The organism is Neobacillus sp. PS3-40, assembly GCF_030915485.1.
Taxonomy (GTDB): domain Bacteria; phylum Bacillota; class Bacilli; order Bacillales; family Cytobacillaceae; genus JAUZPL01.
Window position 1 is genome coordinate 2439834 of record NZ_CP133266.1, and the last position, 26483, is coordinate 2466316.

Genomic DNA, 26483 nt, shown 5'->3' on the forward strand with positions numbered 1-26483 from the left:
AGAATATTTGATCCTTTATCATCAGATACAATTCTGTTTCAGAGTTGTATTAACCCTCGATTACCTTCATTTTTTACTCTCTTCTGGAGGTGAGTCTGTTGTCTGAACATTATTATTCGCGTATTCAAAGGGTTGAAAGTGATCCGAAAATTTGGGATTTTGTCCTTAGAGATTTCCGTTTTCGTTTTAAGACTGATAATGGTGTCTTTTCAAAACGTGAGGTTGATTTCGGTTCAAAGTTACTGATTGAAACTTTTGAAATGCCTAATGTGATTGGATCTATTTTGGATGTAGGTTGTGGTTATGGTCCTATCGGTCTTTCGATTGCTAAGGGCTTTGAAGATCGGAACATTCATATGGTTGATATAAATGAGCGGGCACTTGCATTGGCGAAGGAAAACGCTGAACTTAATCAAATTAAGAATGTTGAAATTTATGAAAGCGATCGTTTGTTAAATGTTACAGAAACTAGCTTTGCCGTTATTTTAACTAATCCTCCAATTAGGGCAGGAAAAAAGGTTGTCCATGAAATATTTGAACAGAGTTATTCCCACCTGGTGCCGAGAGGTGAATTGTGGGTGGTAATCCAGAAAAAGCAGGGAGCACCGTCTGCAGTAGAAAAACTAAAAGAGGATTTTACTAAAGTTGAAATCGTCGATAAAGAAAAAGGATATTTTATCATTAAGGCAATAAAATAATTTGACGCTAAAATGCCACTGTGATACTATTATAAAATGCCATCATAATAGTTTCTGAATTATTCCCAAAAATATGCAAAAAAATGTATAAAAAAGGGTTAAGTCGGACATGATGACAAAATAATAGTCCAAATGTGAAAATGTGGTTTTTAAGTAAAAAACCCTTTTTCTTTTTGTCTTATGGTAAGAATGTTTTTTCTTTCCAAAGATGTAAATAGATTTTATTATTACGCTTGATTTGAGGGGTGAATCAGTTGACAGGTCAACTAGTTCAGTATGGACGACACCGCCAACGAAGAAGTTACGCGCGAATCAGTGAAGTTTTAGAATTACCAAATCTTATTGAAATCCAAACCTCTTCATATCAATGGTTTCTTGATGAGGGATTGCGTGAAATGTTTCAGGATATTTCACCGATTGAAGACTTTACTGGTAACCTATCACTAGAATTTATTGATTACAGCCTTGGCGAACCAAAGTATGCAGTTAAGGAATCAAAAGAACGGGACGTTACATACTCCGCACCATTGCGTGTGAAAGTGCGTCTTGTGAACAAAGAAACTGGCGAAGTAAAAGACCAGGATGTTTTTATGGGTGATTTCCCGCTGATGACTGAAACAGGCACATTTGTCATTAATGGGGCAGAACGTGTTATTGTTTCCCAGTTAGTACGCTCTCCGAGTGTTTACTTCAGTGGAAAACTTGATAAAAACGGTAAAAGAGGATTTACAGCTACTGTGATTCCGAACCGCGGCGCTTGGCTGGAATATGAAACAGACGCCAAAGACGTCGTATATGTCAGAATCGATCGTACTCGGAAGCTGCCCGTTACGGTTCTTTTGCGTGCGTTAGGGTTCGGCTCTGATCAAGAAATCATTGAGTTGATTGGAGATAATGAGTATATTCGAAATACGCTTGAGAAGGACAATACTGAAAGTGTTGATAAAGCGCTTCTTGAAATTTATGAGCGTCTCCGTCCAGGTGAACCGCCAACAGTTGAGAATGCTAAGAGTTTATTAATGTCTAGATTCTTTGATCCTAAGCGCTATGACTTGGCTAATGTAGGTCGCTATAAAATTAATAAAAAGCTTCATATTAAAAATCGTTTATTTAATCAACGTCTAGCAGAATCTCTCGTTGATCCTGAAACTGGTGAAATTATTGCAGAAAAGGATACTCTGCTTGATCGTCGTACTTTAGATCGCATTTTGCCAGCACTTCAAAAGAATATTAATTTTAATACTTTTCATCCAAGCGGTGGTGTAGTATCGGAGGAAATCCTTCTTCAAGGTATAAAAATTTATGCTCCGAATGATGAAAATGAAAAAGTAATTAATGTAATGGGCAATGCCTATGTTGTTGAAGAAATAAAAAATATTTCACCGTCTGATATTATTGCGTCGATCAGCTATTTCTTCAATTTATTGCATGGTGTTGGTGATACGGATGATATCGACCATTTAGGAAATAGACGTATTCGTTCTGTTGGAGAATTGCTGCAAAATCAGTTCCGAATTGGTTTATCTCGGATGGAACGTGTTGTTCGTGAAAGAATGTCCATTCAAGATACAGCAACAATTACACCACAGCAATTGATCAACATTCGACCTGTGATTGCTTCAATTAAAGAATTCTTTGGAAGCTCTCAATTATCACAGTTCATGGATCAAACGAATCCACTCGCAGAATTAACGAATAAGCGCCGGTTATCTGCCTTAGGACCAGGTGGATTAACACGTGAACGTGCCGGAATGGAAGTACGTGATGTTCACTACTCTCACTACGGACGGATGTGTCCGATTGAAACACCTGAAGGACCAAACATCGGTTTGATTAACTCTTTATCTTCATATGCAAAAGTAAATCGATTCGGTTTTATCGAAACACCTTATCGTCGTATTGATCCTGATACAGGGAAGGTAACAAGTCGTATTGATTATCTAACTGCGGATGAAGAAGATAACTACGTTGTTGCACAGGCGAATGCTCGTCTTAGTGATGACGGTTCCTTCGTTGATGATGAAGTTGTTGCTCGTTTCCGTGGTGAAAATACCGTTGTAATGCGTGATCGTGTTGACTATATGGATGTTTCGCCGAAGCAGGTTGTTTCTGCTGCGACTGCGTGTATTCCGTTCTTAGAAAACGATGACTCCAACCGTGCTTTAATGGGAGCGAACATGCAGCGTCAAGCGGTTCCTCTTATGCAACCGGAAGCACCAAGAGTTGGAACAGGTATGGAATATGTATCTGGTAAGGACTCTGGGGCAGCTGTCATTTGTAAACGTGAAGGAATTGTTGAACATGTTGAAGCCCGCGAAATTTGGGTTCGCCGTATAGTTGAAGTAGATGGCCAAGAGATAAAAGGCGATCTTGATAAATATCGTCTACTAAAATTTGTCCGTTCTAACCAAGGAACATGTTATAACCAGCGTCCAATTGTTGCTGTTGGAAATCGTGTAACAAAAGGTGAAATTCTTGCTGACGGTCCATCAATGGAGTTAGGTGAGCTTGCGCTTGGTCGAAATGTCTTAGTTGCATTTATGACATGGGATGGCTATAACTATGAGGATGCCATCATCATGAGTGAACGACTTGTTAAAGATGATGTTTATACATCGATCCATATTGAAGAATACGAATCAGAATCTCGAGATACAAAGCTAGGACCAGAAGAAATAACGCGGGATATTCCAAACGTGGGCGAAGATGCTCTTCGCAATTTGGATGAACGTGGAATTATCCGTACTGGAGCAGAAGTGAAAGACGGAGATCTTCTTGTCGGTAAAGTAACTCCAAAAGGAGTAACGGAACTAACAGCCGAAGAGAGATTGCTTCATGCCATCTTTGGTGAAAAGGCTCGCGAAGTGCGTGATACGTCCTTGCGTGTACCTCATGGTGGCGGCGGTATTGTTCATGATGTAAAAGTATTCAATCGTGAAGACGGTGACGAGCTTCCACCGGGTGTTAACCAACTTGTTCGTGTATATATCGTGCAAAAGCGTAAAATTCACGAAGGTGATAAGATGGCTGGACGACATGGTAACAAGGGTGTAATTTCTCGTATTCTTCCTGAAGAGGATATGCCTTATCTTCCAGATGGTACACCTGTAGATATCATGTTAAACCCATTAGGGGTTCCATCTCGTATGAATATTGGTCAGGTATTAGAACTACACCTTGGAATGGCAGCGAGAGCGTTAGGAATTTATGTTGCTACCCCTGTATTTGATGGAGCGCGCGAGGAAGATGTTTGGTCAACGATTCAAGAAGCAGGAATGGCTAGAGATGCTAAAACTGTTCTTTATGATGGTCGTTCGGGTGAACCATTCGATAATCGTGTTTCTGTCGGTGTTATGTACATGATTAAATTGGCACACATGGTTGATGATAAACTTCATGCTCGTTCAACTGGACCATACTCGCTTGTTACGCAACAGCCTCTTGGCGGTAAAGCACAATTTGGCGGTCAGCGTTTTGGTGAGATGGAAGTTTGGGCACTTGAAGCATATGGAGCAGCATACACACTTCAAGAAATTCTTACAGTTAAATCCGATGATGTTGTCGGTCGTGTAAAAACGTATGAAGCCATCGTGAAGGGTGAAAATGTTCCAGAACCAGGTGTTCCTGAATCATTTAAAGTATTAATTAAAGAGCTTCAGAGTCTTGGTTTAGATGTAAAGATTCTATCCGGTGATGAAAAAGAAATAGAAATGCGTGATACAGAAGATGATGAAGACTTACAGCAAGTCGACACGTTTAATATTGTATCAGAATCACAAAACCTTGAATCCGAAAAAGTCGGTTCAAAAGAGTAATTTCTAGCTGTAGCGCACCACGTTGTGCGCTTCCGCTTTTAATGCAATAAGGGTAAAACCTGGAGATCAAAAGGGAGGTAGGCCCCTTGCTGGATGTTAATAATTTTGAGTATATGAAAATAGGTCTTGCTTCACCATTAAAAATTCGTTCATGGTCTTTTGGAGAAGTGAAAAAGCCAGAAACCATCAACTATCGTACATTAAAACCTGAGAAAGATGGTTTATTCTGTGAACGGATTTTTGGTCCAACAAAGGACTGGGAATGTCATTGTGGAAAATATAAACGCGTCCGTTATAAAGGCGTTGTTTGCGATCGTTGCGGAGTAGAAGTAACAAGGGCAAAAGTCCGTCGCGAACGCATGGGTCACATTGAATTAGCAGCTCCTGTTTCACACATTTGGTATTTTAAAGGAATTCCAAGCCGAATGGGACTTGTACTTGATATGTCCCCGCGGGCTTTAGAGGAAATCATTTACTTTGCTTCTTATGTTGTGACTGAATCTGGAGATACTGCGCTTGAAAAGAAACAACTTCTATCTGAAAAAGAATACCGTGCATATCGCGATAAGTACGGAAATAAGTTTCAAGCAGCCATGGGTGCAGAAGCCATTAAAAAATTACTTTCAGATATTGATTTAAATAAAGAAGTTGATTTTTTAAAGGAAGAATTAAAAACAGCTCAAGGTCAGCGTAGAACACGCGCAATTAAACGCCTTGAAGTTCTAGAAGCTTTCCGTAATTCTGGAAATGAACCTTCATGGATGATTCTAGATGTACTTCCGGTCATTCCTCCAGAACTTCGTCCAATGGTCCAATTGGATGGCGGAAGATTTGCAACATCTGACTTGAATGATCTTTATCGTCGCGTTATTAACCGTAACAATCGTCTTAAACGTTTATTAGATCTTGGAGCCCCAAGCATTATCGTTCAAAATGAAAAACGGATGCTTCAAGAAGCGGTAGACGCATTGATTGATAACGGCCGCCGTGGTCGCCCTGTTACAGGTCCTGGTAACCGTCCATTAAAGTCACTTTCACATATGTTAAAAGGTAAGCAAGGACGTTTCCGTCAAAACTTGCTTGGTAAACGTGTGGACTACTCAGGTCGTTCCGTTATTGTTGTTGGTCCGAATCTTAAAATGTATCAATGTGGACTCCCTAAAGAGATGGCTATTGAACTCTTTAAGCCATTTGTTATGAAGGAATTAGTCGAAAAGGGTTTAGCGCATAATATTAAATCTGCTAAGCGTAAAATCGAAAGACTATCACCTGAGGTTTGGGATGTTCTTGAAGACGTAATAAGGGAGCATCCGGTGTTGTTGAACCGTGCCCCAACATTGCATAGATTAGGAATTCAGGCGTTTGAGCCTACAATTGTAGAAGGTCGTGCAATTCGCCTTCACCCACTCGTATGTACTGCATATAATGCTGACTTTGATGGTGACCAAATGGCTGTTCACGTACCGCTTTCATCTGAAGCTCAAGCGGAAGCACGCATGCTTATGCTTGCTGCACAAAATATCTTGAATCCTAAAGATGGTAAACCAGTTGTTACACCTTCACAGGATATGGTGCTTGGTAACTACTACCTGACCTTGGAAAGAGAAGGTTCAATTGGTGAAGGAATGATTTTTAAAGATAGAAACGAAGCATTAATTGCCTATAATAATGGATATGTTCACTTCCATACACGTGTTGCAATTCATGCAGGATCATTAAATAATGAAACCTTTACTGAAGAACAAAACAAGAAATTACTAATTACAACAGTAGGAAAACTTATATTTAATGAAATCTTGCCAAAGTCATTCCCGTATATCAATGAACCAACAAGAGACAACTTAGAAGTAGAAACACCTGCAAAATACTTTGTTGAAAGAGGGGAAAATGTATTAGCGCGAATTAAAGAAATGCCGCTAGTCGATCCTTTCAAAAAGAAAATCCTTGGAAATATCATTGCAGAAGTATTTAAACGTTTCAAAATTACTGAAACGTCTAAGATGCTTGACCGTATGAAAGACCTTGGATTCAAGTATTCAACAAAAGCTGGTATTACAGTTGGTGTAGCTGATATCGTTGTTCTTGGTGAAAAACAAGAAATTCTCCATGAAGCTCAAAATAAAGTGGATAATGTTATGAAACAGTTTAGACGCGGATTAATTACCGAGGAAGAACGTTATGATCGTGTAATTTCAATCTGGAGCCAAGCTAAAGATGTTATTCAAGGAAAGCTGATGAATTCCTTGAATAAAACAAATCCAATCTTCATGATGAGTGATTCCGGAGCCCGTGGTAATGCCTCGAACTTTACGCAGCTTGCTGGTATGCGTGGTCTAATGGCTAACCCGGCTGGACGTATTATTGAATTGCCAATCAAATCAAGTTTCCGTGAAGGTTTAACAGTATTAGAGTACTTTATCTCTACTCATGGTGCTCGTAAAGGTCTTGCGGATACAGCTCTTAAAACAGCGGATTCAGGTTATTTAACACGTCGTCTTGTTGACGTAGCTCAAGATGTTATTGTAAGGGAAGATGATTGTGGAACAGACCGCGGTCTAGTAATCAAAGCCCTAAAAGATGGCACCGAAATAATTGAACCATTAGATGAACGTTTAATTGGTCGCTATGCACGTAGAGGGATTAAACATCCTGAAACAAAGGCTGTTATCGTTCCGGAAAATGGTCTAATTACAGAGGATCTTGCTGAGGTTATTGTTGGATTAGGTATAGAAGAAGTTACCATCCGCTCTGCATTTACATGTAACACTCGTCATGGTGTATGTAAGAAGTGTTATGGTCGTAACTTAGCAACTGGACAAGAAGTTGAGGTGGGTGAAGCGGTTGGTATTATCGCTGCTCAATCAATCGGTGAGCCAGGAACACAGTTAACGATGCGTACGTTCCATACAGGTGGTGTTGCGGGAGACGATATTACACAAGGTCTACCACGTATCCAAGAAATTTTTGAAGCTCGTAATCCTAAAGGTGTTGCGGTTATTTCAGAGATTGATGGTGTTGTAGTAGGTATCAGTGAAGGTAAAGATCGTCAACATGAAATTGTTGTGCAAGGTGACGTTGAATCACGGACATATAATGCACCGTATACTGCTCGATTGAGAGTTGCTGTCAATGATCGTGTTGAACGTGGTGAAGAGTTAACAGAGGGATCAATTGACCCTAAAGAATTAATTAAAGTCAAAGACGTTAGTGCTGTCCAAGAATACTTGCTACGTGAAGTTCAAAAGGTTTATCGTATGCAAGGGGTTGAAATTGGCGATAAGCACGTCGAAGTAATGGTAAGACAAATGCTTCGTAAAGTTCGAGTTAGTGACGCGGGTGAAACAGATGTACTTCCAGGTACACTTCTTGATATTCACCAGTTTACTGATGCGAACGAAAAGGCATTATTAAGTGGGAAGTTACCTGCGACTGGACGTCCAGTTTTACTTGGTATTACAAAGGCGTCGCTTGAAACAGATTCCTTCTTATCAGCTGCTTCTTTCCAGGAAACTACAAGGGTTCTTACGGATGCCGCTATCAAAGGCAAACGCGATGAATTGCTTGGCTTGAAAGAAAATGTTATCATTGGTAAGCTTGTCCCTGCCGGAACGGGTATGCCTCGCTATCGTAGAGCAGAACCAGTTTTAAGGGATACAACTTCAGAAGAAACAATTACAATTGATTGATAAATTATAAATCTGTAGTGCTTGCTGATAAAGCGAGCACTGCATTTTAAAGAAAGTATGTTTTATACTTTCATTTAATAGTTTGTTTTTCACAAATTTTTATCAGCAAGATAAGTCGACAAAACATTTATAAAAATGAAAGTTTAGTTGACATCATCTTGTGATGATGATAATATATCAAAGGTGCTCCTATACACCTGTTGCTTTGGAGGATACGATAATTGTCTTATGAAAAAGTATTGCAGGCCAACAATATTATTGTAGGAACAAAACAAACAGTGAAAGCCCTTTTGGAAGACAAAGTTATTGAGTTGGTTGTTGCATCTGACGCAGATCCAAAGGTTACTGCTAAAATGATTAACAAAGCTCTTGATTTAGAAATTCCTGTCCATTACGTAGACTCGATGAAAAAACTCGGAAAAGCGTGTGGAATTAAAGTGGGAGCTTCATCTGTTGCTATTATTCGTTAAAAACTGTTTTTGTAGATAGAGAAGTCTGCAAGAACTTTGTTTTTGCAAAAAAATGGACCACCTGGATGTGTGGTCTTACAAAGAAATGAAGGGAGGATAATCAAATGCCTACAATTAACCAACTAGTGCGCAAACCTCGTCAATCTAAAGAGGAAAAGTCAAAATCACCAGCACTTAATAAAGGTTATAACAGCTTTAAAAAGTCTCAAACAAATGTATCTTCACCACAAAAACGTGGAGTATGTACTCGTGTTGGTACAATGACTCCAAAGAAACCAAACTCAGCGTTGCGTAAATACGCTCGTGTACGTTTGTCAAATCTAATTGAGGTGACTGCATATATTCCGGGTATTGGCCACAACCTTCAAGAACACAGTGTGGTTCTTATTCGTGGAGGACGTGTAAAAGACTTACCAGGGGTACGTTATCACATCGTACGTGGAGCTCTTGATACAGCTGGAGTTAATAACCGTATGCAAAGCCGTTCAAAATATGGTACTAAGAGACCAAAAGCACCTAAAAAATAAACATATTAAATAGAAGCTTCTTTGAAAGGAGGAAAAAATATGCCACGTAAAGGTCCTGTAGCAAAAAGAGACGTATTACCAGATCCATTATACAACTCGAAATTAGTTACTCGTCTTATCAACAAAATGATGTTAGACGGTAAAAGAGGTAAATCACAAGCTATTCTTTACACTGCATTTGAAACTATTCGTGAACGTTCTGGTAAAGAGCCGATGGAAGTATTTGATGCAGCACTTAAAAATATTATGCCTGTACTTGAGGTTAAAGCACGCCGTGTAGGTGGTGCAAACTATCAAGTTCCAATCGAGGTGCGCCCAGACCGCCGTACTACTTTAGGTCTTCGCTGGTTAGTTAACTATGCACGTCTTCGTGGAGAAAAGACCATGGAAGAGCGTTTAGCTAACGAAATCATGGATGCAGCTAACAATACTGGCGCATCAGTTAAGAAACGTGAAGATACACACAAAATGGCTGAAGCAAACAAAGCATTTGCTCACTATCGTTGGTAAGATAACCTTCAATAAAAAATTCCTAAAACTAGGAAGGAGAAATACCTAATGGCAAGAGAGTTCTCCTTAGCGAATACTCGTAATATCGGTATCATGGCACATATTGATGCTGGTAAAACGACTACCACTGAGCGTGTCCTTTATTATACTGGTCGTATTCATAAGATTGGTGAAACACATGAAGGCGCATCACAGATGGACTGGATGGAGCAAGAACAAGAACGCGGAATCACAATCACTTCCGCTGCAACAACTGCACAATGGCATGGCCACCGTGTAAACATCATTGATACACCAGGACACGTAGACTTCACAATCGAAGTTGAACGTTCTCTTCGTGTACTTGATGGTGCGGTAGCTGTACTTGATGCACAATCAGGTGTTGAGCCGCAAACTGAAACAGTTTGGCGTCAAGCAACTACTTATGGTGTACCACGTGTAGTATTCGTAAACAAAATGGATAAAATCGGCGCTGACTTCTTGTATTCAGTAAATACAATACATGAACGTCTTGGTGCTAATGCACATCCAATTCAGTTACCAATTGGTGCTGAAGATCAGTTTGAAGCAATCATTGACCTTGTGGAAATGAATGCAGTATTCTACGCAGACGACTTAGGCGAAAATGTAGAAGTGCGTGATATTCCTGAAGAATATTTAGCACAAGCTAAAGAATATCGTGAAAAGTTAGTTGAAGCAGTAGCGGAGCTTGATGAAGTTCTAATGGAAAAGTATCTTAATGGTGAAGAAATCACTAAAGAAGAGCTTAAAGCTGGAATTCGTAAAGGTACCGTTAATGTAGAATTCTATCCTGTAATCTGTGGTTCAGCATTTAAAAACAAAGGTGTTCAACTTATGTTAGATGCAGTTATCGATTATCTTCCTTCTCCATTGGATGTAGCGGCTATTAAAGGTCATGCAGTCGATGATTCAGAAGAAGAAATTGAACGTCACTCTAGTGATGAAGAGCCGTTTTCGGCACTTGCATTTAAAGTAATGACGGATCCTTATGTTGGTAAATTAACGTTCTTCCGAGTATACTCGGGTACTTTAGAAGCTGGAACATATGTTCAAAACTCTACAAAAGGCAAACGCGAGCGCGTTGCACGTATTTTACAAATGCATGCAAATAGCCGTAAAGAAATCTCTACGGTTTACGCTGGTGACATAGCTGCTGCAGTAGGTCTGAAAGATACAACAACTGGTGATACTCTATGTGATGACAAAAACCTTGTTATCCTAGAGTCAATGGTATTCCCTGAACCAGTTATTCAACTTTCAGTAGAACCAAAATCTAAAGCAGACCAAGACAAAATGTCTACTGCTTTGCAAAAACTTCAAGAAGAAGATCCATCGTTCCGTGCACATACAGACCAAGAAACTGGACAAACCATCATTGCTGGTATGGGTGAGCTTCACCTTGATATTATCGTTGACCGTATGCGTCGCGAATTCAAAGTTGAAGCTAACGTGGGTGCTCCACAGGTTGCATATCGTGAAACATTCCGTGCATCTGCATCAGTTGAAGGTAAGTTTGCTCGTCAATCCGGTGGTCGTGGACAGTATGGTCACGTTTGGATCGAATTCTCACCAAATGATGAAGGAAAAGGCTTCGAATTCGTAAACGGCATTGTCGGTGGTGTTGTTCCTCGTGAATACATCCCTGCAGTACAAGCTGGTCTTGAAGACTCCCTTGATCGCGGAGTACTTGCTGGATATCCATTAGTTGATATCAAAGCAAGACTTTTTGACGGTTCATACCATGATGTTGACTCATCTGAAATGGCATTTAAAATTGCTGCATCTATGGCACTTAAAAATGCAGCTTCCAAGTGTAGTCCCGTTATTCTTGAACCTGTTATGAGAGTTGAAGTTACCATTCCTGAAGAATACCTAGGTGATATCATGGGACAACTTACTGCTCGACGCGGCCGCGTTGAAGGTATGGATGCTCGTGGTAACGCACAAGTAGTTCGTTCAATGGTTCCACTTTCAGAAATGTTTGGTTACGCTACAGCGCTTCGTTCAAGTACACAAGGTCGTGGAGTATTCTCAATGCACTTTGATCACTATGAAGAAGTACCTAAATCTATTTCTGAAGAAATCATCAAAAAAAATAAAGGTGAGTAATTGATTTTTACTTATCTTTGAAGTAAAACTAATAATGTAAGAATAGAAACTGTAAATTTGGATAACCAATTTACAGTTTCTATAAAAAATATACTTAATTTTTTATAATTAAAAGGAGGAAATACTAATGGGTAAAGCTAAATTCGACCGCTCAAAGCCACACGTAAATATTGGTACAATTGGTCACGTTGACCATGGTAAAACTACTTTAACTGCTGCTATCACTTCCGTACTTGCAAAAGTAGGGGGAGCAGAAGCACGTGCATACGATCAAATTGATGGTGCACCAGAAGAAAGAGAACGTGGAATCACAATTTCAACTGCACACGTTGAATATGAAACTGCTACTCGTCACTACGCACACGTTGACTGCCCAGGACACGCTGACTATGTTAAAAACATGATCACTGGAGCAGCTCAAATGGACGGCGGTATTCTAGTAGTATCTGCTGCTGACGGCCCAATGCCTCAAACTCGTGAGCACATCCTTCTATCTCGTCAAGTAGGTGTACCTTACCTTGTTGTATTCATGAACAAGTGTGACATGGTTGATGATGAAGAATTGCTTGAATTAGTTGAAATGGAAATTCGCGATCTTCTATCTGAATATGACTTCCCTGGTGATGACATTCCAGTTATCAAAGGTTCAGCTCTTAAAGCATTAGAAGGCGAAGCTGAATGGGAAGCAAAAATCGACGAGCTTATGGCTGCAGTTGATGAATATATCCCAACACCAACTCGTGACACTGACAAACCATTCATGATGCCAGTTGAGGATGTATTCTCAATCACAGGTCGTGGAACAGTTGCTACAGGACGTGTTGAGCGTGGTGTAGTTAAAGTTGGAGACGTTGTTCAAATCGTTGGTTTCACTGAAGAGCCAAAGAGCACAACTGTAACTGGAGTTGAAATGTTCCGTAAGCTTCTTGATTTTGCTGAAGCTGGTGACAACATCGGTGCTCTTCTTCGCGGAGTTGCTCGTGAGGAAGTTGAACGTGGACAAGTATTAGCTAAACCAGGTACAATTACTCCACATACTAAGTTCAAAGCACAAGTATATGTGTTAACAAAAGAAGAAGGTGGACGTCATACTCCATTCTTCACAAACTATCGTCCACAATTCTATTTCCGTACTTCTGATATTACTGGTATTTGTAATCTTCCAGAAGGCGTTGAAATGGTAATGCCTGGTGACCACGTTGAAATAACTGTTGAAGTTATTGCTCCTGTTGCGATCGAAGAAGGAACTAAGTTCTCTATTCGTGAAGGCGGACGTACTGTTGGGTCAGGCTCAATTACAACAATTATGGAATAATTACTATTCAGTATTAAAAACAGGTGGATGACGATCCACCTGTTTTTTTATGTCAATATATAATAGAAGAAAGTAATCACGTAGTAACAATTAACGGCCAGAATAGAAATAGGGCTGTATTAAATTTATTACTTGTAAACAAAGCTTAAACTCGATATAATAGATCAAGTGTGCAAGACATAAAGTTTTATCACGAATGTCTTGCGTTTGTTTTATTTTTTATGTATAATAGACGATGTTGGTCTTTGACTGCGATGATGTGGAAGGTTGCTGACACACCCGGCCGCTTTGCCATGGCGCGTGTGTGGGAAATTTCCACTGAGAATGTCTATTTTTAAAATAGGCGAATAAAGGAGGGAAAATAATGGCAAAACAAAAGATTCGTATCCGTTTAAAGGCGTATGATCATAGAATTCTTGATCAATCTGCAGAAAAAATCGTTGAAACAGCAAAACGTTCAGGTGCGGCTGTTTCTGGTCCGATTCCACTTCCGACTGAAAAGACTATTTATACGATTCTTCGTGCGGTTCATAAGTACAAAGATTCGCGTGAGCAGTTCGAACAGCGGACACACAAACGTCTAATCGATATCATTAATCCAACTCCACAAACAGTTGATTCATTAATGCGCTTAGACTTACCATCCGGCGTCGATATCGAAATTAAACTTTAGTAAAAATAAAAGAACAAAAAATTAGGAGGTGTGACTTAAATGACCAAAGGAATCTTAGGAAGAAAGATTGGTATGACTCAAGTATTTGCTGAAAATGGCAACCTAATCCCTGTTACAGTAATTCAGGCAACTGGTAACGTAGTTCTTCAAAAGAAAACTATTGAAAGCGACGGATATGTTGCAGTTCAAGTAGGTTTCGAAGATAAACGCGACAAGTTATCGAATAAACCTGAAAAAGGGCATGTTGCAAAGGCAAACACTGCTCCTAAGCGCTTCATTCGTGAATTCCGCGGAGATGGCTTAGCAACATACGAAGTCGGTCAGGAAGTCAAAGTTGATATTTTCGCAGCAGGCGATGTAGTAGATGTTACAGGAATCTCAAAGGGTAAAGGTTTCCAAGGTGTTATTAAACGCCACGGACAATCTCGCGGCCCAATGGCTCACGGTTCTCGTTATCACCGTCGTCCTGGTTCAATGGGACCTGTTGCTCCAAACCGTGTATTTAAAGGTAAAGCATTACCTGGACGCATGGGTGGAGATCAAGTAACTGTTCAGAACCTTGAAATTGTAAAGGTGGATACTGAGCGTAACTTGCTTCTAATTAAAGGTAACGTTCCAGGTGCTAGAAAAGCATTAATAAAAATCAAAGGTGCGTTAAAAGCATAATTACCTCGTAAGAAAGGAGGAACATAGGAATGCCGAAAGTAGCATTATTTAACCAAAGCGGTTCTGAAGTTGGCGAAATCGAACTTAATGATTCAGTATTTGGTATTGTGCCAAATCAAGCTGTATTATTCGATGCAATCATTATGCAAAGAGCTTCATTACGTCAAGGAACTCATAAAACAAAAGTTCGTTCTGAAGTAGCTGGTGGTGGACGTAAGCCATGGCGCCAAAAAGGAACTGGACGTGCTCGTCAAGGTTCAATCCGTTCTCCACAATGGCGTGGAGGTGGTACAGTGTTTGGTCCTGTTCCACGTAGTTACAGCTATAAATTGCCTAAAAAAGTTCGTCGTTTAGCAATTAAATCTGCATTATCTTCTAAAGTATTAGAAGCTAATATTTTAGTATTAGAAGGCCTTGCTTTCGAAACTCCAAAGACTAAAGACTTCTTAACAGTATTAAATAGTCTTTCTATTGATAAAAAGGCACTTATTGTTACTGCTAACCTGGAGGAAAACGTAGCACTATCTGCACGTAATATCCCTGGTGTAACAGTCGTAACTGCTGATGGTATCAATGTATTGGATGTCGTAAATCATGATAAATTGATCATGACTAAAGCAGCGGTTGAAAAAGTTGAGGAGGTGCTTGCATAATGGATGCACGCGATATCATTAAGCGCCCCGTTATCACTGAACGTTCTACTGACCTAATGTCCGAAAAAAAATATACATTTGAAGTTGATGTTAGAGCTAACAAAACTCAAGTTAAAGACGCTGTTGAAGCAATTTTCAGTGTTGATGTTGAGAAAGTTAACATCATGAACTACAAAGGTAAATTTAAGCGCATGGGAAAATTCGGTGGTTACACAAACAAACGTCGTAAAGCTATTGTTAAATTAACTGCTGATAGCAAAGAAATCGAATTCTTTGAAGCATAAGAACCTATAAAAAAAGGAGGGAAATGAAATGGCGATTAAAAAGTACAAACCTACCTCCAACGGTCGTCGCGGTATGACTACTTCTGATTTCGCAGAAATCACAACTAGCACACCAGAAAAATCTCTATTAGCACCATTAAAGAGAAAAGGTGGCCGTAATAACCAAGGTAAGTTAACTGTTCGTCATCATGGTGGCGGCCATAAGCGTCAATATCGTTTGATTGACTTCAAACGTAACAAAGATGGCATTCCAGGACGCGTTGCTACTATTGAGTACGATCCAAACCGCTCTGCAAATATCGCTCTAATCAATTACCTTGATGGAGAAAAGCGTTACATTCTTGCACCTAAAAACTTAGAGGTTGGAATGGAAGTAGTTTCAGGACCAGGAGCAGATATTAAAGTTGGTAATTCACTTCCACTTTCAAATATTCCTGTTGGTACTGTGATTCACAATATCGAATTAAAGCCTGGTAAAGGTGGACAATTAGTTCGTTCTGCTGGTACATCTGCACAAGTTCTAGGTAAAGAAGGTAAATATGTACTTGTTCGTTTAACATCTGGAGAAGTTCGTATGATTCTTGCTGAATGCCGTGCTTCAATTGGCCAAGTTGGTAATGAACAACATGAATTAATTAAGATTGGTAAAGCAGGTCGTTCTCGCTGGTTAGGCATACGCCCAACAGTTCGTGGATCTGTTATGAACCCTAATGATCACCCACACGGTGGTGGTGAAGGTCGTTCTCCAATTGGACGTAAATCTCCAATGTCTCCATGGGGTAAACCAACTCTTGGATTTAAAACTCGTAAGAAGAAAAATAAATCCGACAAGTTTATTGTACGTCGTCGTAAAAAATAACGGGATTGTACTACGGTTCAACAAACGAACCGTAGAACGATCGCGAAGGGAGGTTCAAATATGGGTCGCAGCTTAAAAAAAGGACCTTTTGTTGATGAGCATTTAATCAATAAGATCGAAAAGTTAAATGAAACTGAAGGCAAGCAAGTTGTTAAGACTTGGTCACGCCGTTCTACGATCTTCCCACAATTCATCGGACACACTGTTGCCGTTTATGATGGTCGCAAACATGTGCCTGTTTATGTTACTGAAGACATGGTAGGCCACAAGCTTGGAGAATTCGCTCCAACTCGTGCATACAAAGGTCATGGAAATGACGATAAGAAAACAAGACGTTAATGAGAGGAGGGCATCCACATGCAAGCTAAAGCTGTTGTAAGAACAGTTCGTATTGCTCCTCGTAAAGCACGTTTAGTCGTAGATTTAATTCGAGGAAAGCAAGTTGGTGAAGCTGTAGCAATTTTAAACCTTACTCCTAAGGCTGCTTCTCCAATTGTTGAGAAAGTTTTAAAATCCGCTATGGCAAATGCCGAGCATAATTATGAAATGGACGTTAATAGCTTGGTTGTAGCACAAGCATTTGTTGACGAAGGACCAACTTTAAAACGTTTCCGTCCTCGTGCAATGGGTCGTGCAAGCCAAATTAACAAACGTACTAGCCATATAACAATCGTTTTAACAGAAAAAAAGGAGGGGTAACCAGTGGGCCAAAAAGTAAATCCAGTCGGTTTGCGTATCGGAATCATCCGTGATTGGGAATCTAAATGGTACGCAGGTAAAGACTTTGCTGTTCTTTTACACGAAGACCTTAAAGTTCGTGAATACATTGCGAAGCGTTTAAAAGATGCTTCTGTATCCAAAGTAGAGATCGAACGTGCAGCTAACCGCGTGAATGTAACTATTCATACGGCAAAACCTGGTATGGTTATCGGTAAAGGCGGTACAGAAGTTGAAGCTCTTCGTAAAGCGCTAAATCAACTTACTGGCAAGCGTGTACACATTAATATTCTTGAAATCAAAAGAGCAGATATGGATGCTAAATTAGTTGCTGAAAATATTGCTCGTCAATTAGAAAATCGTGTATCTTTCCGCCGTGCTCAAAAGCAAGTTATTCAACGTGCAATGCGTTCAGGCGCTAAAGGTATCAAGACACAAGTATCTGGCCGTTTAGGCGGAGCAGATATTGCTCGCTCAGAACATTACAGCGAGGGAACAGTTCCACTTCATACTCTTCGTGCTGATATTGACTATGCACATGCTGAAGCAGATACTACTTACGGTAAACTTGGCGTAAAAGTATGGATTTATCGTGGAGAGATCCTTCCTACTAAGAAGAAAACTGTGGAAGGAGGCAAATAATTATGTTATTGCCAAAACGTGTTAAATATCGCCGTGTACACCGTGGAAAAATGCGCGGTCAATCAAAAGGCGGTACTGAAATAAACTTCGGTGAATTTGGTTTACAAGCTCTTGAAGCTTCATGGATCACTAACCGTCAAATTGAAGCAGCTCGTATTGCCATGACTCGTTACATGAAACGTGGCGGTAAAGTTTGGATTCAAATCTTCCCACACAAACCTTTCACTGCAAAGCCTCTTGAGGTGCGGATGGGTTCCGGTAAAGGAGCACCAGAAGGTTGGGTAGCTGTTGTTAAACCTGGTAAAATTATGTTTGAACTTGCAGGAGTTTCTGAAGAAGTTGCTCGTGAAGCTCTTCGCCTTGCAGCACACAAACTTCCGATTAAGTGTAAGTTTGTAAAACGAGAAGAAATTGGTGGTGAATCAAATGAAAGCTAATGAAATTCGTGACCTTACCACTGCCGAAATAGAACAAAAAATTAAATCATTAAAAGAAGAGCTTTTCAACCTTCGCTTTCAATTGGCTACTGGGCAACTTGAAAACACAGCACGTATTCGCGAAGTACGTAAAGCACTTGCTCGTATGAAAACTGTGATTCGTCAAAGAGAAATCAGCGTTAATAAGTAATAACCCGAGAGGAGGTTCACACAATGAGTGAACGTAACCAACGCAAGGTTTACACCGGACGCGTTGTTTCTGACAAAATGGATAAAACCATTACTGTTCTTATTGAAACATACAAAAAGCACTCTCTTTATGGTAAACGCGTTAAATACTCTAAAAAGTTTAAAGCTCATGATGAGAATAATGAAGTAAAAGTCGGCGATATCGTACGCATAATGGAAACTCGTCCACTTTCAGCTACAAAACGTTTCCGTTTAGTAGAGATCGTAGAAAAAGCAGTTATCATTTAATTGTTCGGATTAAGCTTAAATCCGAAGGGAGGTTACACACATGATTCAACAAGAAACACGCTTAAAAGTTGCAGACAATTCTGGTGCTCGTGAAGTACTTACAATCAAAGTTCTTGGTGGCTCTGGTCGCAAATTTGCAGGTATTGGTGACGTTATCGTCTGTACAGTGAAACAAGCAACACCAGGTGGCGTTGTTAAAAAAGGTGAAGTTGTTAAAGCAGTTGTTGTTCGTACGAAGAGTGGTGCTCGTCGCCAAGACGGATCATACATTAAATTCGATGAAAACGCATGTGTAATTATCAAGGATGATAAGAGCCCACGCGGAACTCGTATTTTTGGACCAGTTGCACGTGAACTTCGTGATAACAACTTTATGAAGATTGTATCTTTAGCTCCAGAAGTACTATAATTTAAATTCAAATGCCTTTAAGGAGGTGCTTACAGATGCATGTTAAAAAAGGTGACAAAGTTAGAGTCATCTCTGGCAAGGATAAAAGTAAAACTGGTGTGATTTTAGCTGCCTTTCCTAAAGATAGCCGCGTATTAGTTGAAGGTGTAAACATTGTGAAAAAACACTCTAAACCTTCACAAGCGAATCCACAGGGCGGAATTATCAGCTTTGAGGCTCCAATTCATGTATCAAATGTTATGCCTATCGACCCTAAATCTGGTAACCCAACTCGTGTAGGTTATACAACGGTTGATGGTAAAAAAGTACGCGTAGCTAAATCCGGTGAAGTTTTAGATAAATAGTTCATTAAAGAAGGGAGGCACAATAAGTGAACCGCCTAAGAGAAAAATTTGTAAAAGAAATTACTCCTGCTCTTGTGAGCAAGTTTAACTATAGTTCAGTAATGCAAGTACCATCTATTAATAAAATTGTTATAAACATGGGTGTTGGTGATGCAGTAGCTAATGCTAAAGCATTAGATAATGCTGTTGAAGAATTAGCGACTATTACAGGACAAAAACCTGTCGTAACTCGTGCAAAGAAATCAATTGCTGGCTTCCGCCTTCGTGAAGGTATGCCAATCGGTGCGAAAGTTACTCTACGCGGAGAACGCATGTACCAATTCTTGGATAAATTAGTTTCTGTTTCTTTACCACGTGTACGTGACTTCCGTGGAGTTTCTAAAAAAGCTTTCGATGGTCGCGGTAACTATACTTTGGGTATTAAAGAACAATTAATCTTCCCTGAAATTGATTACGATAAAGTAAGTAAAGTTCGTGGTATGGATATCGTTATCGTAACTACAGCTAACACTGATGAAGAAGCTCGTGAACTGTTAACTCAAATTGGAATGCCATTCCAAAAGTAATCGCTAAATAAGGGAGGCGAAAACATGGCTAAAAAGTCAATGATTGCGAAACAAAAGCGCACGCCTAAATATCCGGTACAAGAGTACACACGTTGCGAACGTTGCGGACGTCCACACTCTGTATATCGTAAATTTAAGCTTTGCCGTATTTGTTTCCGTGAACTAGCATACAAAGGACAAATTCCTGGTGTAAAGAAAGCTAGCTGGTAAAACTTATAGTTTGGGAAGGAGGTAAAAATAATGGTCATGACAGATCCAATTGCTGATATGCTTACTCGCATTCGAAATGCGAATATGGTGCGTCACGAAAAGTTAGAAGTGCCTGCTTCTAATATGAAAAAAGAAATCGCTGAAATTTTAAAGCGCGAAGGTTTCGTACGTGACGTTGAATATATCGAAGATAATAAACAAGGTATCATCCGTATCTTCTTAAAATACGGTGCAAGTAATCAACGTGTTATCACTGGTCTTAAACGTATAAGTAAGCCAGGACTTCGTGTCTACGCTAAATCTACTGAGGTACCTCGTGTACTTAACGGTTTAGGTATCGCACTCGTTTCAACTTCTCAGGGTGTTGTAACTGATAAAGAAGCACGTGCGAAACAAATTGGTGGAGAAGTTTTAGGGTACGTTTGGTAATAGAGTTTCTGAATGAATGGAGGTGCAATTAATGTCTCGCATAGGTAAAAAACCAGTTGAAATTCCAGCAGGAGTTACGGTTACTTTAGATAAAAACACTGTTACAGTAAAAGGACCTAAAGGCGAATTAACTCGCTCTTTTAACTCTGATATGGAAATTAAAATTGAAGAAAACGTATTAACTGTTTCTCGTCCATCTGATGTGAAAGAACATCGTGCGTTGCACGGAACAACTCGTGCGGTTATCGCTAACATGGTGGAAGGTGTTTCTAAAGGCTTTGAAAGAGGGCTTGAATTAATCGGGGTAGGATATCGTGCACAAAAACAAGGCAGCAAGCTTGTTTTAAACGTTGGATATTCTCACACTGTTGAAATCGAACCTGAAAGTGGACTTGAAATTGAGGTACCTGTAAATACAAAAGTTATTGTAAAAGGTACTGATAAAGAACGTGTTGGAGCATTAGCAGCCAACATTCGCGGAGTTCGTCCTCCTGAGCCATATAAAGGTAAAGGGATCCGTTACGAAGGCGAATTTGTTCGTCGTAAAGAAGGTAAAACAGGTAAGTAATAGAAATGCCGCATAAGTAAACGAAAGGAGTGACGTAAATGATTACGAAGCTTGATAAAAACGCTACTCGCAAGAAAAGACATGCCCGTGTTCGTGCGAAACTTAGCGGAACTTCAGCTCGTCCACGTCTAAATGTGTTTCGTTCTAACAAACATATTTATGCTCAAATAATCGACGATATTAACGGAGTTACTTTAGCAAGTGCTTCTACATTAGATAAAGAGTTAAATCTTGAATCTTCTTGTAACCTTGAAGCTGCACAAAAGATCGGTGAATTAGTTGGTAAACGTGCGGTAGAGAAAGGTATCACTTCTGTTGTCTTTGACCGTGGAGGATACTTATATCATGGACGTATTCAAGCATTGGCTGATGCAGCCCGCGCGAACGGCCTACAATTTTAATAGTCAAAGGAGGGACACAAAAAAATGCGTCGTATTGATCCAAACAAACTTGAACTAGAAGAACGCGTAGTTACGGTTAACCGTGTTGCGAAAGTTGTTAAAGGCGGACGTCGTTTCCGTTTCTCCGCTCTAGTAGTAGTTGGAGATAAAAACGGACATGTTGGTTTTGGTACTGGTAAAGCTCAAGAAGTACCTGATGCAATTCGTAAAGCTATCGAAGATGCAAAGAAAAACTTAGTCGATGTACCAATGGTTAGAACAACAATTCCACACCAAGTAATCGGACATTTCGGTGCTGGTGAAATCCTTCTTAAGCCTGCTTCAGAAGGTACAGGAGTTATCGCTGGTGGACCAGTTCGTGCAGTACTAGAATTAGCTGGTGTAGCTGATATCCTATCTAAATCACTAGGAACTAACACACCAATTAATATGGTTCGTGCAACAATTGATGGAATTAAACAATTAAAACGTGCTGAAGACGTAGCAAAATTACGTGGGAAATCAGTAGAAGAACTGTTAGGATAAGGAGGGAAATTAAATGGCAAACAAACTTGAAATTACCCTCAGCCGCAGCGTGATTGGTCGTCCACAAGACCAACGCGAAACAGTTAAAGCTTTAGGATTACGTAAACTAAACCAAACGGTTGAACAACAAGATAATGCTGCAATTCGTGGTATGATCAACAAAGTTGCTCACCTTGTAACAGTTAAAGAACAATAATTGATTCTTTTCTTTCTTAAGGAGGTGCCAATATGAAACTTCATGAATTAAAGCCCGCTGTAGGTTCTAGACAAGAACCAAAACGTAAAGGCCGTGGTATTGGTTCTGGTAACGGTAAAACAGCCGGTAAAGGAACTAAAGGTCAAAATGCTCGTTCAGGCGGTGGGGTTCGCCTAGGATTTGAAGGTGGTCAAACACCTTTATTCCGTCGCTTACCAAAACGTGGTTTTACAAATATCAACCGCAAAGAATATGCCATTGTTAATTTAGATACATTAAACCGTTTTGAAGATGGTACAGAAGTTACTCCAGAACTTCTTATCGAATCAGGCGTTGTAAAAAGCGAAAAAGCAGGAATTAAGATTCTTGCAAAAGGGAACGTAGAGAAAAAATTGACAGTTAAAGCTCATAAATTCTCCTCTGCTGCCAAAGATGCAATTGAAGCTGTCGGTGGAAAAATTGAGGTGATCTAATTGTTCCAGACAATCTCCAATTTTATGCGCGTGGGTGATTTAAGACGAAAGATCATATTCACCCTTTTGATGTTAGTTATATTTCGACTTGGAACATTTATTCCTGTTCCAAATGTAAATGCAGATGTTCTTAGTTCACAAGATAAACTTAGTGTATTTGGTATTTTAAATACTTTTGGTGGCGGGGCATTAAAGAAGTTTTCCATCTTTGCAATGGGTATCATGCCGTACATTACTGCATCTATTATCATTCAGCTTTTACAAATGGATGTAGTACCAAAGTTTACGGAATGGTCTAAGCAAGGGGAAGCTGGGCGTCGTAAGATTGCTCAATTTACCCGCTACTTTACTGTTGTGCTTGGATTTATTCAGGCATTAGGAATGTCATATGGATTCAATAACTTAGCGAGTGGACAATTGATTCAAAATCCTGGAATTGCCACATATCTATTGATTGCACTTGTATTAACTGCAGGTACTTCATTCTTGATGTGGCTTGGGGAGCAAATTACTGAAAAAGGTGTAGGTAATGGGATCTCCATTATCATTTTTGCTGGAATCGTTGCTGGTATTCCTACTACGGTTAACCAAATCTACGTTCAGCAATTTGAAAATGCGGGAGAACAATTATTTCTACGTATTTTAACAGTAATTGCAATTGCAATAGCTGTCATCGCAGTAGTTGTTGCTGTTATTTTCATCCAACAGGCAAACCGTAAAATTCCAATTCAATATGCAAAGCGTGTCGTGGCTGGTCGTACTCCTGTTGGAGGACAATCTACACATATGCCGTTAAAGGTAAATGCTGCAGGTGTTATTCCTGTAATTTTTGCAATTTCCTTTATTGTGACTCCAAGAACAATTGCATCTTTTTTTGGAACAAATAATGTTACTCTTTGGATTCAAAAAATATTTGATTATTCCCACCCAATTGGGATGGTAATATACGCTGGGTTAATTATTGCGTTTACGTATTTCTATGCTTTCATTCAAGTAAATCCTGAGCAAGCTGCAGAAAATTTACAGAAGCAAGGCGGTTATATTCCAGGAATTCGTCCAGGGAAAAGTACGTACCAGTATTTAACGCGCGTCCTATACAGATTAACTTTTGTAGGGTCAATATTCTTAGCGGCAATTGCAGTTCTTCCAGCTATCTTTATTCAGGTAGCGAACCTACCGCAATCTGCACAAATTGGTGGAACAAGTTTACTTATTGTTGTGGGTGTTGCCCTTGATACAATGAAGCAGCTTGAAGCACAACTTGTAAAACGCCACTATAAAGGTTTTATAAAGTAACTGGTTTTAGGGGCAATGTCCCTAAAACTATGTTAAGCACGAGGGGGAATACGTGTGAATTTAGTTTTAATGGGGCTTCCGGGTGCCGGAAAAGGCACTCAAGCTGAAAAAATCGTCGCTCAATACGGCGTCCCACATATCTCTACTGGAGATATGTTCCGTGCAGCTATGAAAGATGGAACGGAATTAGGTTTAAAAGCAAAGTCATTCATGGATAAAGGCGAACTTGTTCCTGATGAAGTAACAATTGGCATTGTTGGTGAACGGCTAAGCAAAGAAGATTGTGAAAAAGGCTTTTTATTAGATGGTTTTCCTAGAACGGTCCCTCAAGCAGAGGCTTTGGAAAAAATTCTGGCTGATTTGAATAAAAATATCGATTATGTCATTAACATTGATGTTAAAATAGATGTTTTAATGGAACGCCTTACTGGGCGGAGAATCTGTAAGGATTGTGGAGCAACCTATCATCTCGTCTTTAATCCACCTTCTAAAGAAGGTATTTGCGACCGTTGTGGTGGGGAACTTTATCAAAGAGCTGATGATAATGCTGAGACTGTTCAAAACCGTTTGGACGTCAATGTAAAACAAGCACAGCCGTTATTAGACTTTTATCAATCTAAAGGCTATTTACGTACTATAAATGGGCTCCAGGAAATCAACAAGGTATTTGGCGAAGTTGAGCAATTACTCGGGGACTTAATTTAATGATCATTTGCAAAACCCCTAGGGAAGTTGAGATCATGCGTGACTACTATGGAGATTCAGCCTGGACATATGCTGAGGAATCCCATCGTCGTTTAGATGTAACGGAGGAATCACTTTTTCAAGGCCTGAAAAAGGCAAAACCAGGTGAGCGTCTTTCAAACATCTCCCATGCGATTCAGGAGTGTGTGGAAGAAAATGGCTTTTCTGTTGTGCGCGAGTATGCTGGACATGGAGTAAGGAAAGACTTACATGAGGATCCTGATATTCCTTATTACAGTCCCCAAAACAAAGGTCCACTTCTAAAGCCTGGCATGGTACTGGGGCTGATCAATGTCGATGGATTGAACAATTTGCAATTGTTACCAGAGGGCAGGATGCTGGACAATGTGCTATGATTGTAAAGTTGTTGGTTAATAGGGTTACGTTGCTTTTAGGTGGAGATCAATAAAAGGTCAATCATCTAAGAGAAATAAATCTTCGACATCTTCTATTATTTGTTCAAGTTTCTCCTGAGGTTCAAACAGTATTGTGGAAACAGGACGTGTAACAAACGGAAACCACGTTTTTGCACATACAAAGTTATTGAATGAACGCTGTTCTGTATATGAGAAGGGAGACTAAGTTTGATGGCGAAAGATGATGTAATTGAAATTGAAGGTAAAGTAATTGAAACTTTGCCAAATGCAATGTTTAAGGTAGAATTAGAAAATGGTCACAGTGTGTTGGCTCATGTTTCTGGAAAAATTCGTATGCACTTCATTCGAATCCTTCCAGGTGACAAAGTAACTGTTGAGTTATCTCCATATGATTTAACGCGCGGAAGAATTACTTACCGCTTTAAATAATCTCACCACACTCCGTACTACTAAGGAGGTTAGGATAATGAAAGTTAGACCATCTGTCAAACCGATCTGCGAAAAGTGTAAAGTTATCCGTAGACGCGGAAAAGTTATGGTTATCTGTGAAAACCCTAAACATAAACAAAAACAAGGCTAATTTTGAAGGAGGTGCGCTCATTAATGGCACGTATTGCTGGTGTAGATATTCCTCGTGAAAAACGTGTAGTAATCTCTTTAACTTATATCTTTGGAATAGGTAAAAAGACTGCACAAAAAGTTCTTGCAGAAGCTGGTGTTTCTGAAGAAACACGCGTTCGTGATTTAACAGAGGACGAATTAAACAAAATTCGTGAACTTATCGACAAATTAAAGGTTGAAGGTGATCTTCGTCGTGAAGTATCCCTTAACATTAAACGTTTAATGGAAATCGGTAGCTTCCGCGGTTTACGTCACCGTCGTGGATTACCTGTTCGTGGTCAAAATACGAAAAATAATGCTCGTACACGTAAAGGTCCTCGTAAGACTGTAGCTAATAAGAAGAAATAATTGGTAAAGGAGGTAAACATTTAAATGGCACGTAAAACAAATACACGTAAACGTCGTGTGAAAAAAAATATTGAAGCAGGTATTGCACATATCCGTTCAACATTTAACAATACTATTGTTACCATTACTGATGTTCATGGTAATGCTATTTCTTGGTCAAGTGCAGGTTCGCTTGGATTTAAAGGATCTCGTAAATCCACTCCATTCGCAGCGCAAATGGCAGCTGAAACAGCAGCTAAATCTTCAATGGAAAATGGCATGAAAACATTAGAAGTTACTGTTAAAGGACCTGGTGCAGGTCGTGAAGCAGCTATTCGTGCTTTACAAGCAGCCGGTCTTGAAGTAACAGCTATTAAAGACGTTACTCCTGTTCCACATAATGGATGCCGCCCACCAAAACGCCGTCGTGTTTAATTT

Annotated in this window: 35 protein-coding genes and 1 pseudogene; all 36 read left to right on the forward strand. The window is 39.7% G+C overall.

What is annotated here, in order from left to right:
- Positions 1–98: 98 nt before the first annotated feature.
- The 36 genes and pseudogenes from RCG20_RS11885 to rpsK all read left to right on the forward strand — a co-directional run bounded on the left by RCG20_RS11885 (position 99) and on the right by rpsK (position 26480).
- On the forward strand, positions 99–698 hold the full coding sequence (locus RCG20_RS11885) for a class I SAM-dependent methyltransferase (protein WP_308180371.1): 600 nt from the start codon (positions 99–101) through the stop codon (positions 696–698).
- Positions 699–952: 254 nt separating this feature from the next.
- Positions 953–4513, forward strand: coding sequence for a DNA-directed RNA polymerase subunit beta (gene rpoB / locus RCG20_RS11890; RefSeq protein WP_308180372.1), 3561 nt, complete (start codon positions 953–955; stop codon positions 4511–4513).
- Positions 4514–4599: 86 nt separating this feature from the next.
- Positions 4600–8199: a DNA-directed RNA polymerase subunit beta' gene (gene rpoC / locus RCG20_RS11895; protein ID WP_308180373.1), complete on the forward strand. Its 3600-nt coding sequence runs from the start codon at positions 4600–4602 to the stop codon at positions 8197–8199.
- Between the two features lie 221 nt (positions 8200–8420).
- A complete protein-coding gene (locus tag RCG20_RS11900) occupies positions 8421–8669 on the forward strand; it encodes a 50S ribosomal protein L7ae-like protein (protein ID WP_308180374.1) in 249 nt (82 codons plus the stop codon).
- 104 nt (positions 8670–8773) lie between these two features.
- Entirely contained in the window at positions 8774–9196 is a 423-nt protein-coding gene (gene rpsL / locus RCG20_RS11905) for a 30S ribosomal protein S12 (RefSeq protein ID WP_308180375.1), read from the forward strand.
- Between the two features lie 39 nt (positions 9197–9235).
- Entirely contained in the window at positions 9236–9706 is a 471-nt protein-coding gene (gene rpsG, locus RCG20_RS11910) for a 30S ribosomal protein S7 (RefSeq protein WP_308180376.1), read from the forward strand.
- A 48-nt stretch (positions 9707–9754) separates the two neighbouring features.
- The gene (fusA, locus tag RCG20_RS11915; RefSeq protein ID WP_308180377.1) at positions 9755–11836 is read left to right on the forward strand and encodes an elongation factor G; all 2082 of its coding nucleotides are present in this window, start codon (positions 9755–9757) and stop codon (positions 11834–11836) included.
- 127 nt (positions 11837–11963) lie between these two features.
- Positions 11964–13151 carry an elongation factor Tu gene (gene tuf / locus RCG20_RS11920; RefSeq protein WP_308180378.1) on the forward strand — a complete coding sequence of 396 codons (1188 nt, stop codon included), beginning with the start codon at positions 11964–11966 and terminating at the stop codon, positions 13149–13151.
- Between the two features lie 364 nt (positions 13152–13515).
- The gene (gene rpsJ, locus RCG20_RS11925; RefSeq protein ID WP_308180379.1) at positions 13516–13824 is read left to right on the forward strand and encodes a 30S ribosomal protein S10; all 309 of its coding nucleotides are present in this window, start codon (positions 13516–13518) and stop codon (positions 13822–13824) included.
- Between the two features lie 39 nt (positions 13825–13863).
- Positions 13864–14490, forward strand: a complete 627-nt coding sequence (rplC, locus tag RCG20_RS11930) for a 50S ribosomal protein L3 (protein ID WP_308180380.1) — start codon at positions 13864–13866, stop codon at positions 14488–14490.
- Between the two features lie 29 nt (positions 14491–14519).
- Positions 14520–15143, forward strand: coding sequence for a 50S ribosomal protein L4 (gene rplD / locus RCG20_RS11935; protein ID WP_308180381.1), 624 nt, complete (start codon positions 14520–14522; stop codon positions 15141–15143).
- The gene (gene rplW, locus RCG20_RS11940; RefSeq protein ID WP_308180382.1) at positions 15143–15427 is read left to right on the forward strand and encodes a 50S ribosomal protein L23; all 285 of its coding nucleotides are present in this window, start codon (positions 15143–15145) and stop codon (positions 15425–15427) included. The genes rplD and rplW overlap by 1 nt, the downstream gene beginning before the upstream one ends.
- Positions 15428–15455: 28 nt before the next feature.
- Positions 15456–16286 carry a 50S ribosomal protein L2 gene (gene rplB, locus RCG20_RS11945; protein WP_308180383.1) on the forward strand — a complete coding sequence of 277 codons (831 nt, stop codon included), beginning with the start codon at positions 15456–15458 and terminating at the stop codon, positions 16284–16286.
- A 60-nt stretch (positions 16287–16346) separates the two neighbouring features.
- Positions 16347–16625: a 30S ribosomal protein S19 gene (rpsS, locus tag RCG20_RS11950; RefSeq protein WP_308180384.1), complete on the forward strand. Its 279-nt coding sequence runs from the start codon at positions 16347–16349 to the stop codon at positions 16623–16625.
- Between the two features lie 18 nt (positions 16626–16643).
- On the forward strand, positions 16644–16985 hold the full coding sequence (rplV, locus tag RCG20_RS11955) for a 50S ribosomal protein L22 (protein ID WP_308180385.1): 342 nt from the start codon (positions 16644–16646) through the stop codon (positions 16983–16985).
- 3 nt (positions 16986–16988) lie between these two features.
- Entirely contained in the window at positions 16989–17645 is a 657-nt protein-coding gene (gene rpsC / locus RCG20_RS11960; protein ID WP_308180386.1) for a 30S ribosomal protein S3, read from the forward strand.
- Positions 17646–17647: 2 nt separating this feature from the next.
- Entirely contained in the window at positions 17648–18082 is a 435-nt protein-coding gene (gene rplP / locus RCG20_RS11965) for a 50S ribosomal protein L16 (protein WP_308180387.1), read from the forward strand.
- On the forward strand, positions 18072–18272 hold the full coding sequence (gene rpmC / locus RCG20_RS11970) for a 50S ribosomal protein L29 (protein ID WP_308180388.1): 201 nt from the start codon (positions 18072–18074) through the stop codon (positions 18270–18272). The genes rplP and rpmC overlap by 11 nt, the downstream gene beginning before the upstream one ends.
- Before the next feature lie 23 nt (positions 18273–18295).
- Positions 18296–18559 carry a 30S ribosomal protein S17 gene (gene rpsQ, locus RCG20_RS11975; protein WP_308180389.1) on the forward strand — a complete coding sequence of 88 codons (264 nt, stop codon included), beginning with the start codon at positions 18296–18298 and terminating at the stop codon, positions 18557–18559.
- 40 nt (positions 18560–18599) lie between these two features.
- Positions 18600–18968: a 50S ribosomal protein L14 gene (gene rplN, locus RCG20_RS11980; RefSeq protein WP_308180390.1), complete on the forward strand. Its 369-nt coding sequence runs from the start codon at positions 18600–18602 to the stop codon at positions 18966–18968.
- A 35-nt stretch (positions 18969–19003) separates the two neighbouring features.
- Positions 19004–19312: a 50S ribosomal protein L24 gene (gene rplX, locus RCG20_RS11985; protein WP_308180391.1), complete on the forward strand. Its 309-nt coding sequence runs from the start codon at positions 19004–19006 to the stop codon at positions 19310–19312.
- Positions 19313–19338: 26 nt separating this feature from the next.
- Positions 19339–19878 carry a 50S ribosomal protein L5 gene (gene rplE, locus RCG20_RS11990; RefSeq protein WP_308180392.1) on the forward strand — a complete coding sequence of 180 codons (540 nt, stop codon included), beginning with the start codon at positions 19339–19341 and terminating at the stop codon, positions 19876–19878.
- A 24-nt stretch (positions 19879–19902) separates the two neighbouring features.
- Positions 19903–20088, forward strand: a complete 186-nt coding sequence (locus RCG20_RS11995) for a type Z 30S ribosomal protein S14 (RefSeq protein ID WP_009791316.1) — start codon at positions 19903–19905, stop codon at positions 20086–20088.
- Between the two features lie 30 nt (positions 20089–20118).
- Positions 20119–20517 (forward strand): 30S ribosomal protein S8, encoded by a 399-nt coding sequence (gene rpsH / locus RCG20_RS12000; protein ID WP_308180393.1) that lies wholly within the window; start codon positions 20119–20121, stop codon positions 20515–20517.
- A 31-nt stretch (positions 20518–20548) separates the two neighbouring features.
- Positions 20549–21085, forward strand: a complete 537-nt coding sequence (gene rplF, locus RCG20_RS12005; protein ID WP_308180394.1) for a 50S ribosomal protein L6 — start codon at positions 20549–20551, stop codon at positions 21083–21085.
- A 38-nt stretch (positions 21086–21123) separates the two neighbouring features.
- Positions 21124–21486, forward strand: a complete 363-nt coding sequence (gene rplR, locus RCG20_RS12010) for a 50S ribosomal protein L18 (RefSeq protein WP_308180395.1) — start codon at positions 21124–21126, stop codon at positions 21484–21486.
- Positions 21487–21510: 24 nt separating this feature from the next.
- Positions 21511–22011 (forward strand): 30S ribosomal protein S5, encoded by a 501-nt coding sequence (gene rpsE / locus RCG20_RS12015; protein ID WP_308180396.1) that lies wholly within the window; start codon positions 21511–21513, stop codon positions 22009–22011.
- Between the two features lie 13 nt (positions 22012–22024).
- Positions 22025–22207 (forward strand): 50S ribosomal protein L30, encoded by a 183-nt coding sequence (gene rpmD, locus RCG20_RS12020; RefSeq protein ID WP_308180397.1) that lies wholly within the window; start codon positions 22025–22027, stop codon positions 22205–22207.
- Positions 22208–22239: 32 nt separating this feature from the next.
- On the forward strand, positions 22240–22680 hold the full coding sequence (gene rplO, locus RCG20_RS12025; RefSeq protein WP_308180398.1) for a 50S ribosomal protein L15: 441 nt from the start codon (positions 22240–22242) through the stop codon (positions 22678–22680).
- Positions 22681–23976: a preprotein translocase subunit SecY gene (gene secY / locus RCG20_RS12030; RefSeq protein ID WP_308180399.1), complete on the forward strand. Its 1296-nt coding sequence runs from the start codon at positions 22681–22683 to the stop codon at positions 23974–23976.
- A gap of 54 nt (positions 23977–24030) precedes the next feature.
- The gene (locus tag RCG20_RS12035; protein WP_308180400.1) at positions 24031–24681 is read left to right on the forward strand and encodes an adenylate kinase; all 651 of its coding nucleotides are present in this window, start codon (positions 24031–24033) and stop codon (positions 24679–24681) included.
- A gap of 35 nt (positions 24682–24716) precedes the next feature.
- Positions 24717–25007 (forward strand): annotated as a pseudogene (locus tag RCG20_RS12040) (M24 family metallopeptidase); the annotation flags it as partial.
- 300 nt (positions 25008–25307) lie between these two features.
- Positions 25308–25526: a translation initiation factor IF-1 gene (gene infA / locus RCG20_RS12045; RefSeq protein ID WP_027322634.1), complete on the forward strand. Its 219-nt coding sequence runs from the start codon at positions 25308–25310 to the stop codon at positions 25524–25526.
- Between the two features lie 37 nt (positions 25527–25563).
- Positions 25564–25677: a 50S ribosomal protein L36 gene (gene rpmJ, locus RCG20_RS12050; RefSeq protein ID WP_000868344.1), complete on the forward strand. Its 114-nt coding sequence runs from the start codon at positions 25564–25566 to the stop codon at positions 25675–25677.
- Between the two features lie 23 nt (positions 25678–25700).
- Positions 25701–26066: a 30S ribosomal protein S13 gene (gene rpsM, locus RCG20_RS12055; RefSeq protein WP_308180401.1), complete on the forward strand. Its 366-nt coding sequence runs from the start codon at positions 25701–25703 to the stop codon at positions 26064–26066.
- A 24-nt stretch (positions 26067–26090) separates the two neighbouring features.
- Complete coding sequence (gene rpsK, locus RCG20_RS12060; protein ID WP_308180402.1) at positions 26091–26480, forward strand: 30S ribosomal protein S11; 390 nt, start codon at positions 26091–26093, stop codon at positions 26478–26480.
- Positions 26481–26483: the final 3 nt, after the last annotated feature.

Excerpts from the sequence above, each read along its gene's own strand:
- rpsS (WP_308180384.1), top strand. The coding sequence starts at position 16,347 with ATGGGTCGCAGCTTAAAAAAAGGACCTTTTGTTGATGAGCATTTAATC.
- rpsQ (WP_308180389.1), top strand. The coding sequence starts at position 18,296 with ATGAGTGAACGTAACCAACGCAAGGTTTACACCGGACGCGTTGTTTCT.
- rpsL (WP_308180375.1), top strand. The coding sequence starts at position 8,774 with ATGCCTACAATTAACCAACTAGTGCGCAAACCTCGTCAATCTAAAGAG.
- rpsG (WP_308180376.1), top strand. The coding sequence starts at position 9,236 with ATGCCACGTAAAGGTCCTGTAGCAAAAAGAGACGTATTACCAGATCCA.
- rplP (WP_308180387.1), top strand. The coding sequence starts at position 17,648 with ATGTTATTGCCAAAACGTGTTAAATATCGCCGTGTACACCGTGGAAAA.
- rpsM (WP_308180401.1), top strand. The coding sequence starts at position 25,701 with ATGGCACGTATTGCTGGTGTAGATATTCCTCGTGAAAAACGTGTAGTA.
- rplD (WP_308180381.1), top strand. The coding sequence starts at position 14,520 with ATGCCGAAAGTAGCATTATTTAACCAAAGCGGTTCTGAAGTTGGCGAA.
- rpmC (WP_308180388.1), top strand. The coding sequence starts at position 18,072 with ATGAAAGCTAATGAAATTCGTGACCTTACCACTGCCGAAATAGAACAA.
- rplF (WP_308180394.1), top strand. The coding sequence starts at position 20,549 with ATGTCTCGCATAGGTAAAAAACCAGTTGAAATTCCAGCAGGAGTTACG.
- rplV (WP_308180385.1), top strand. The coding sequence starts at position 16,644 with ATGCAAGCTAAAGCTGTTGTAAGAACAGTTCGTATTGCTCCTCGTAAA.
- rplB (WP_308180383.1), top strand. The coding sequence starts at position 15,456 with ATGGCGATTAAAAAGTACAAACCTACCTCCAACGGTCGTCGCGGTATG.
- rplN (WP_308180390.1), top strand. The coding sequence starts at position 18,600 with ATGATTCAACAAGAAACACGCTTAAAAGTTGCAGACAATTCTGGTGCT.
- rpsH (WP_308180393.1), top strand. The coding sequence starts at position 20,119 with ATGGTCATGACAGATCCAATTGCTGATATGCTTACTCGCATTCGAAAT.
- rpmJ (WP_000868344.1), top strand. The coding sequence starts at position 25,564 with ATGAAAGTTAGACCATCTGTCAAACCGATCTGCGAAAAGTGTAAAGTT.
- rplO (WP_308180398.1), top strand. The coding sequence starts at position 22,240 with ATGAAACTTCATGAATTAAAGCCCGCTGTAGGTTCTAGACAAGAACCA.
- rplX (WP_308180391.1), top strand. The coding sequence starts at position 19,004 with ATGCATGTTAAAAAAGGTGACAAAGTTAGAGTCATCTCTGGCAAGGAT.
- rpsK (WP_308180402.1), top strand. The coding sequence starts at position 26,091 with ATGGCACGTAAAACAAATACACGTAAACGTCGTGTGAAAAAAAATATT.
- RCG20_RS11995 (WP_009791316.1), top strand. The coding sequence starts at position 19,903 with ATGGCTAAAAAGTCAATGATTGCGAAACAAAAGCGCACGCCTAAATAT.
- rpsE (WP_308180396.1), top strand. The coding sequence starts at position 21,511 with ATGCGTCGTATTGATCCAAACAAACTTGAACTAGAAGAACGCGTAGTT.
- rplC (WP_308180380.1), top strand. The coding sequence starts at position 13,864 with ATGACCAAAGGAATCTTAGGAAGAAAGATTGGTATGACTCAAGTATTT.
- tuf (WP_308180378.1), top strand. The coding sequence starts at position 11,964 with ATGGGTAAAGCTAAATTCGACCGCTCAAAGCCACACGTAAATATTGGT.
- infA (WP_027322634.1), top strand. The coding sequence starts at position 25,308 with ATGGCGAAAGATGATGTAATTGAAATTGAAGGTAAAGTAATTGAAACT.
- rpmD (WP_308180397.1), top strand. The coding sequence starts at position 22,025 with ATGGCAAACAAACTTGAAATTACCCTCAGCCGCAGCGTGATTGGTCGT.
- rplW (WP_308180382.1), top strand. The coding sequence starts at position 15,143 with ATGGATGCACGCGATATCATTAAGCGCCCCGTTATCACTGAACGTTCT.
- rpsJ (WP_308180379.1), top strand. The coding sequence starts at position 13,516 with ATGGCAAAACAAAAGATTCGTATCCGTTTAAAGGCGTATGATCATAGA.
- fusA (WP_308180377.1), top strand. The coding sequence starts at position 9,755 with ATGGCAAGAGAGTTCTCCTTAGCGAATACTCGTAATATCGGTATCATG.
- rplR (WP_308180395.1), top strand. The coding sequence starts at position 21,124 with ATGATTACGAAGCTTGATAAAAACGCTACTCGCAAGAAAAGACATGCC.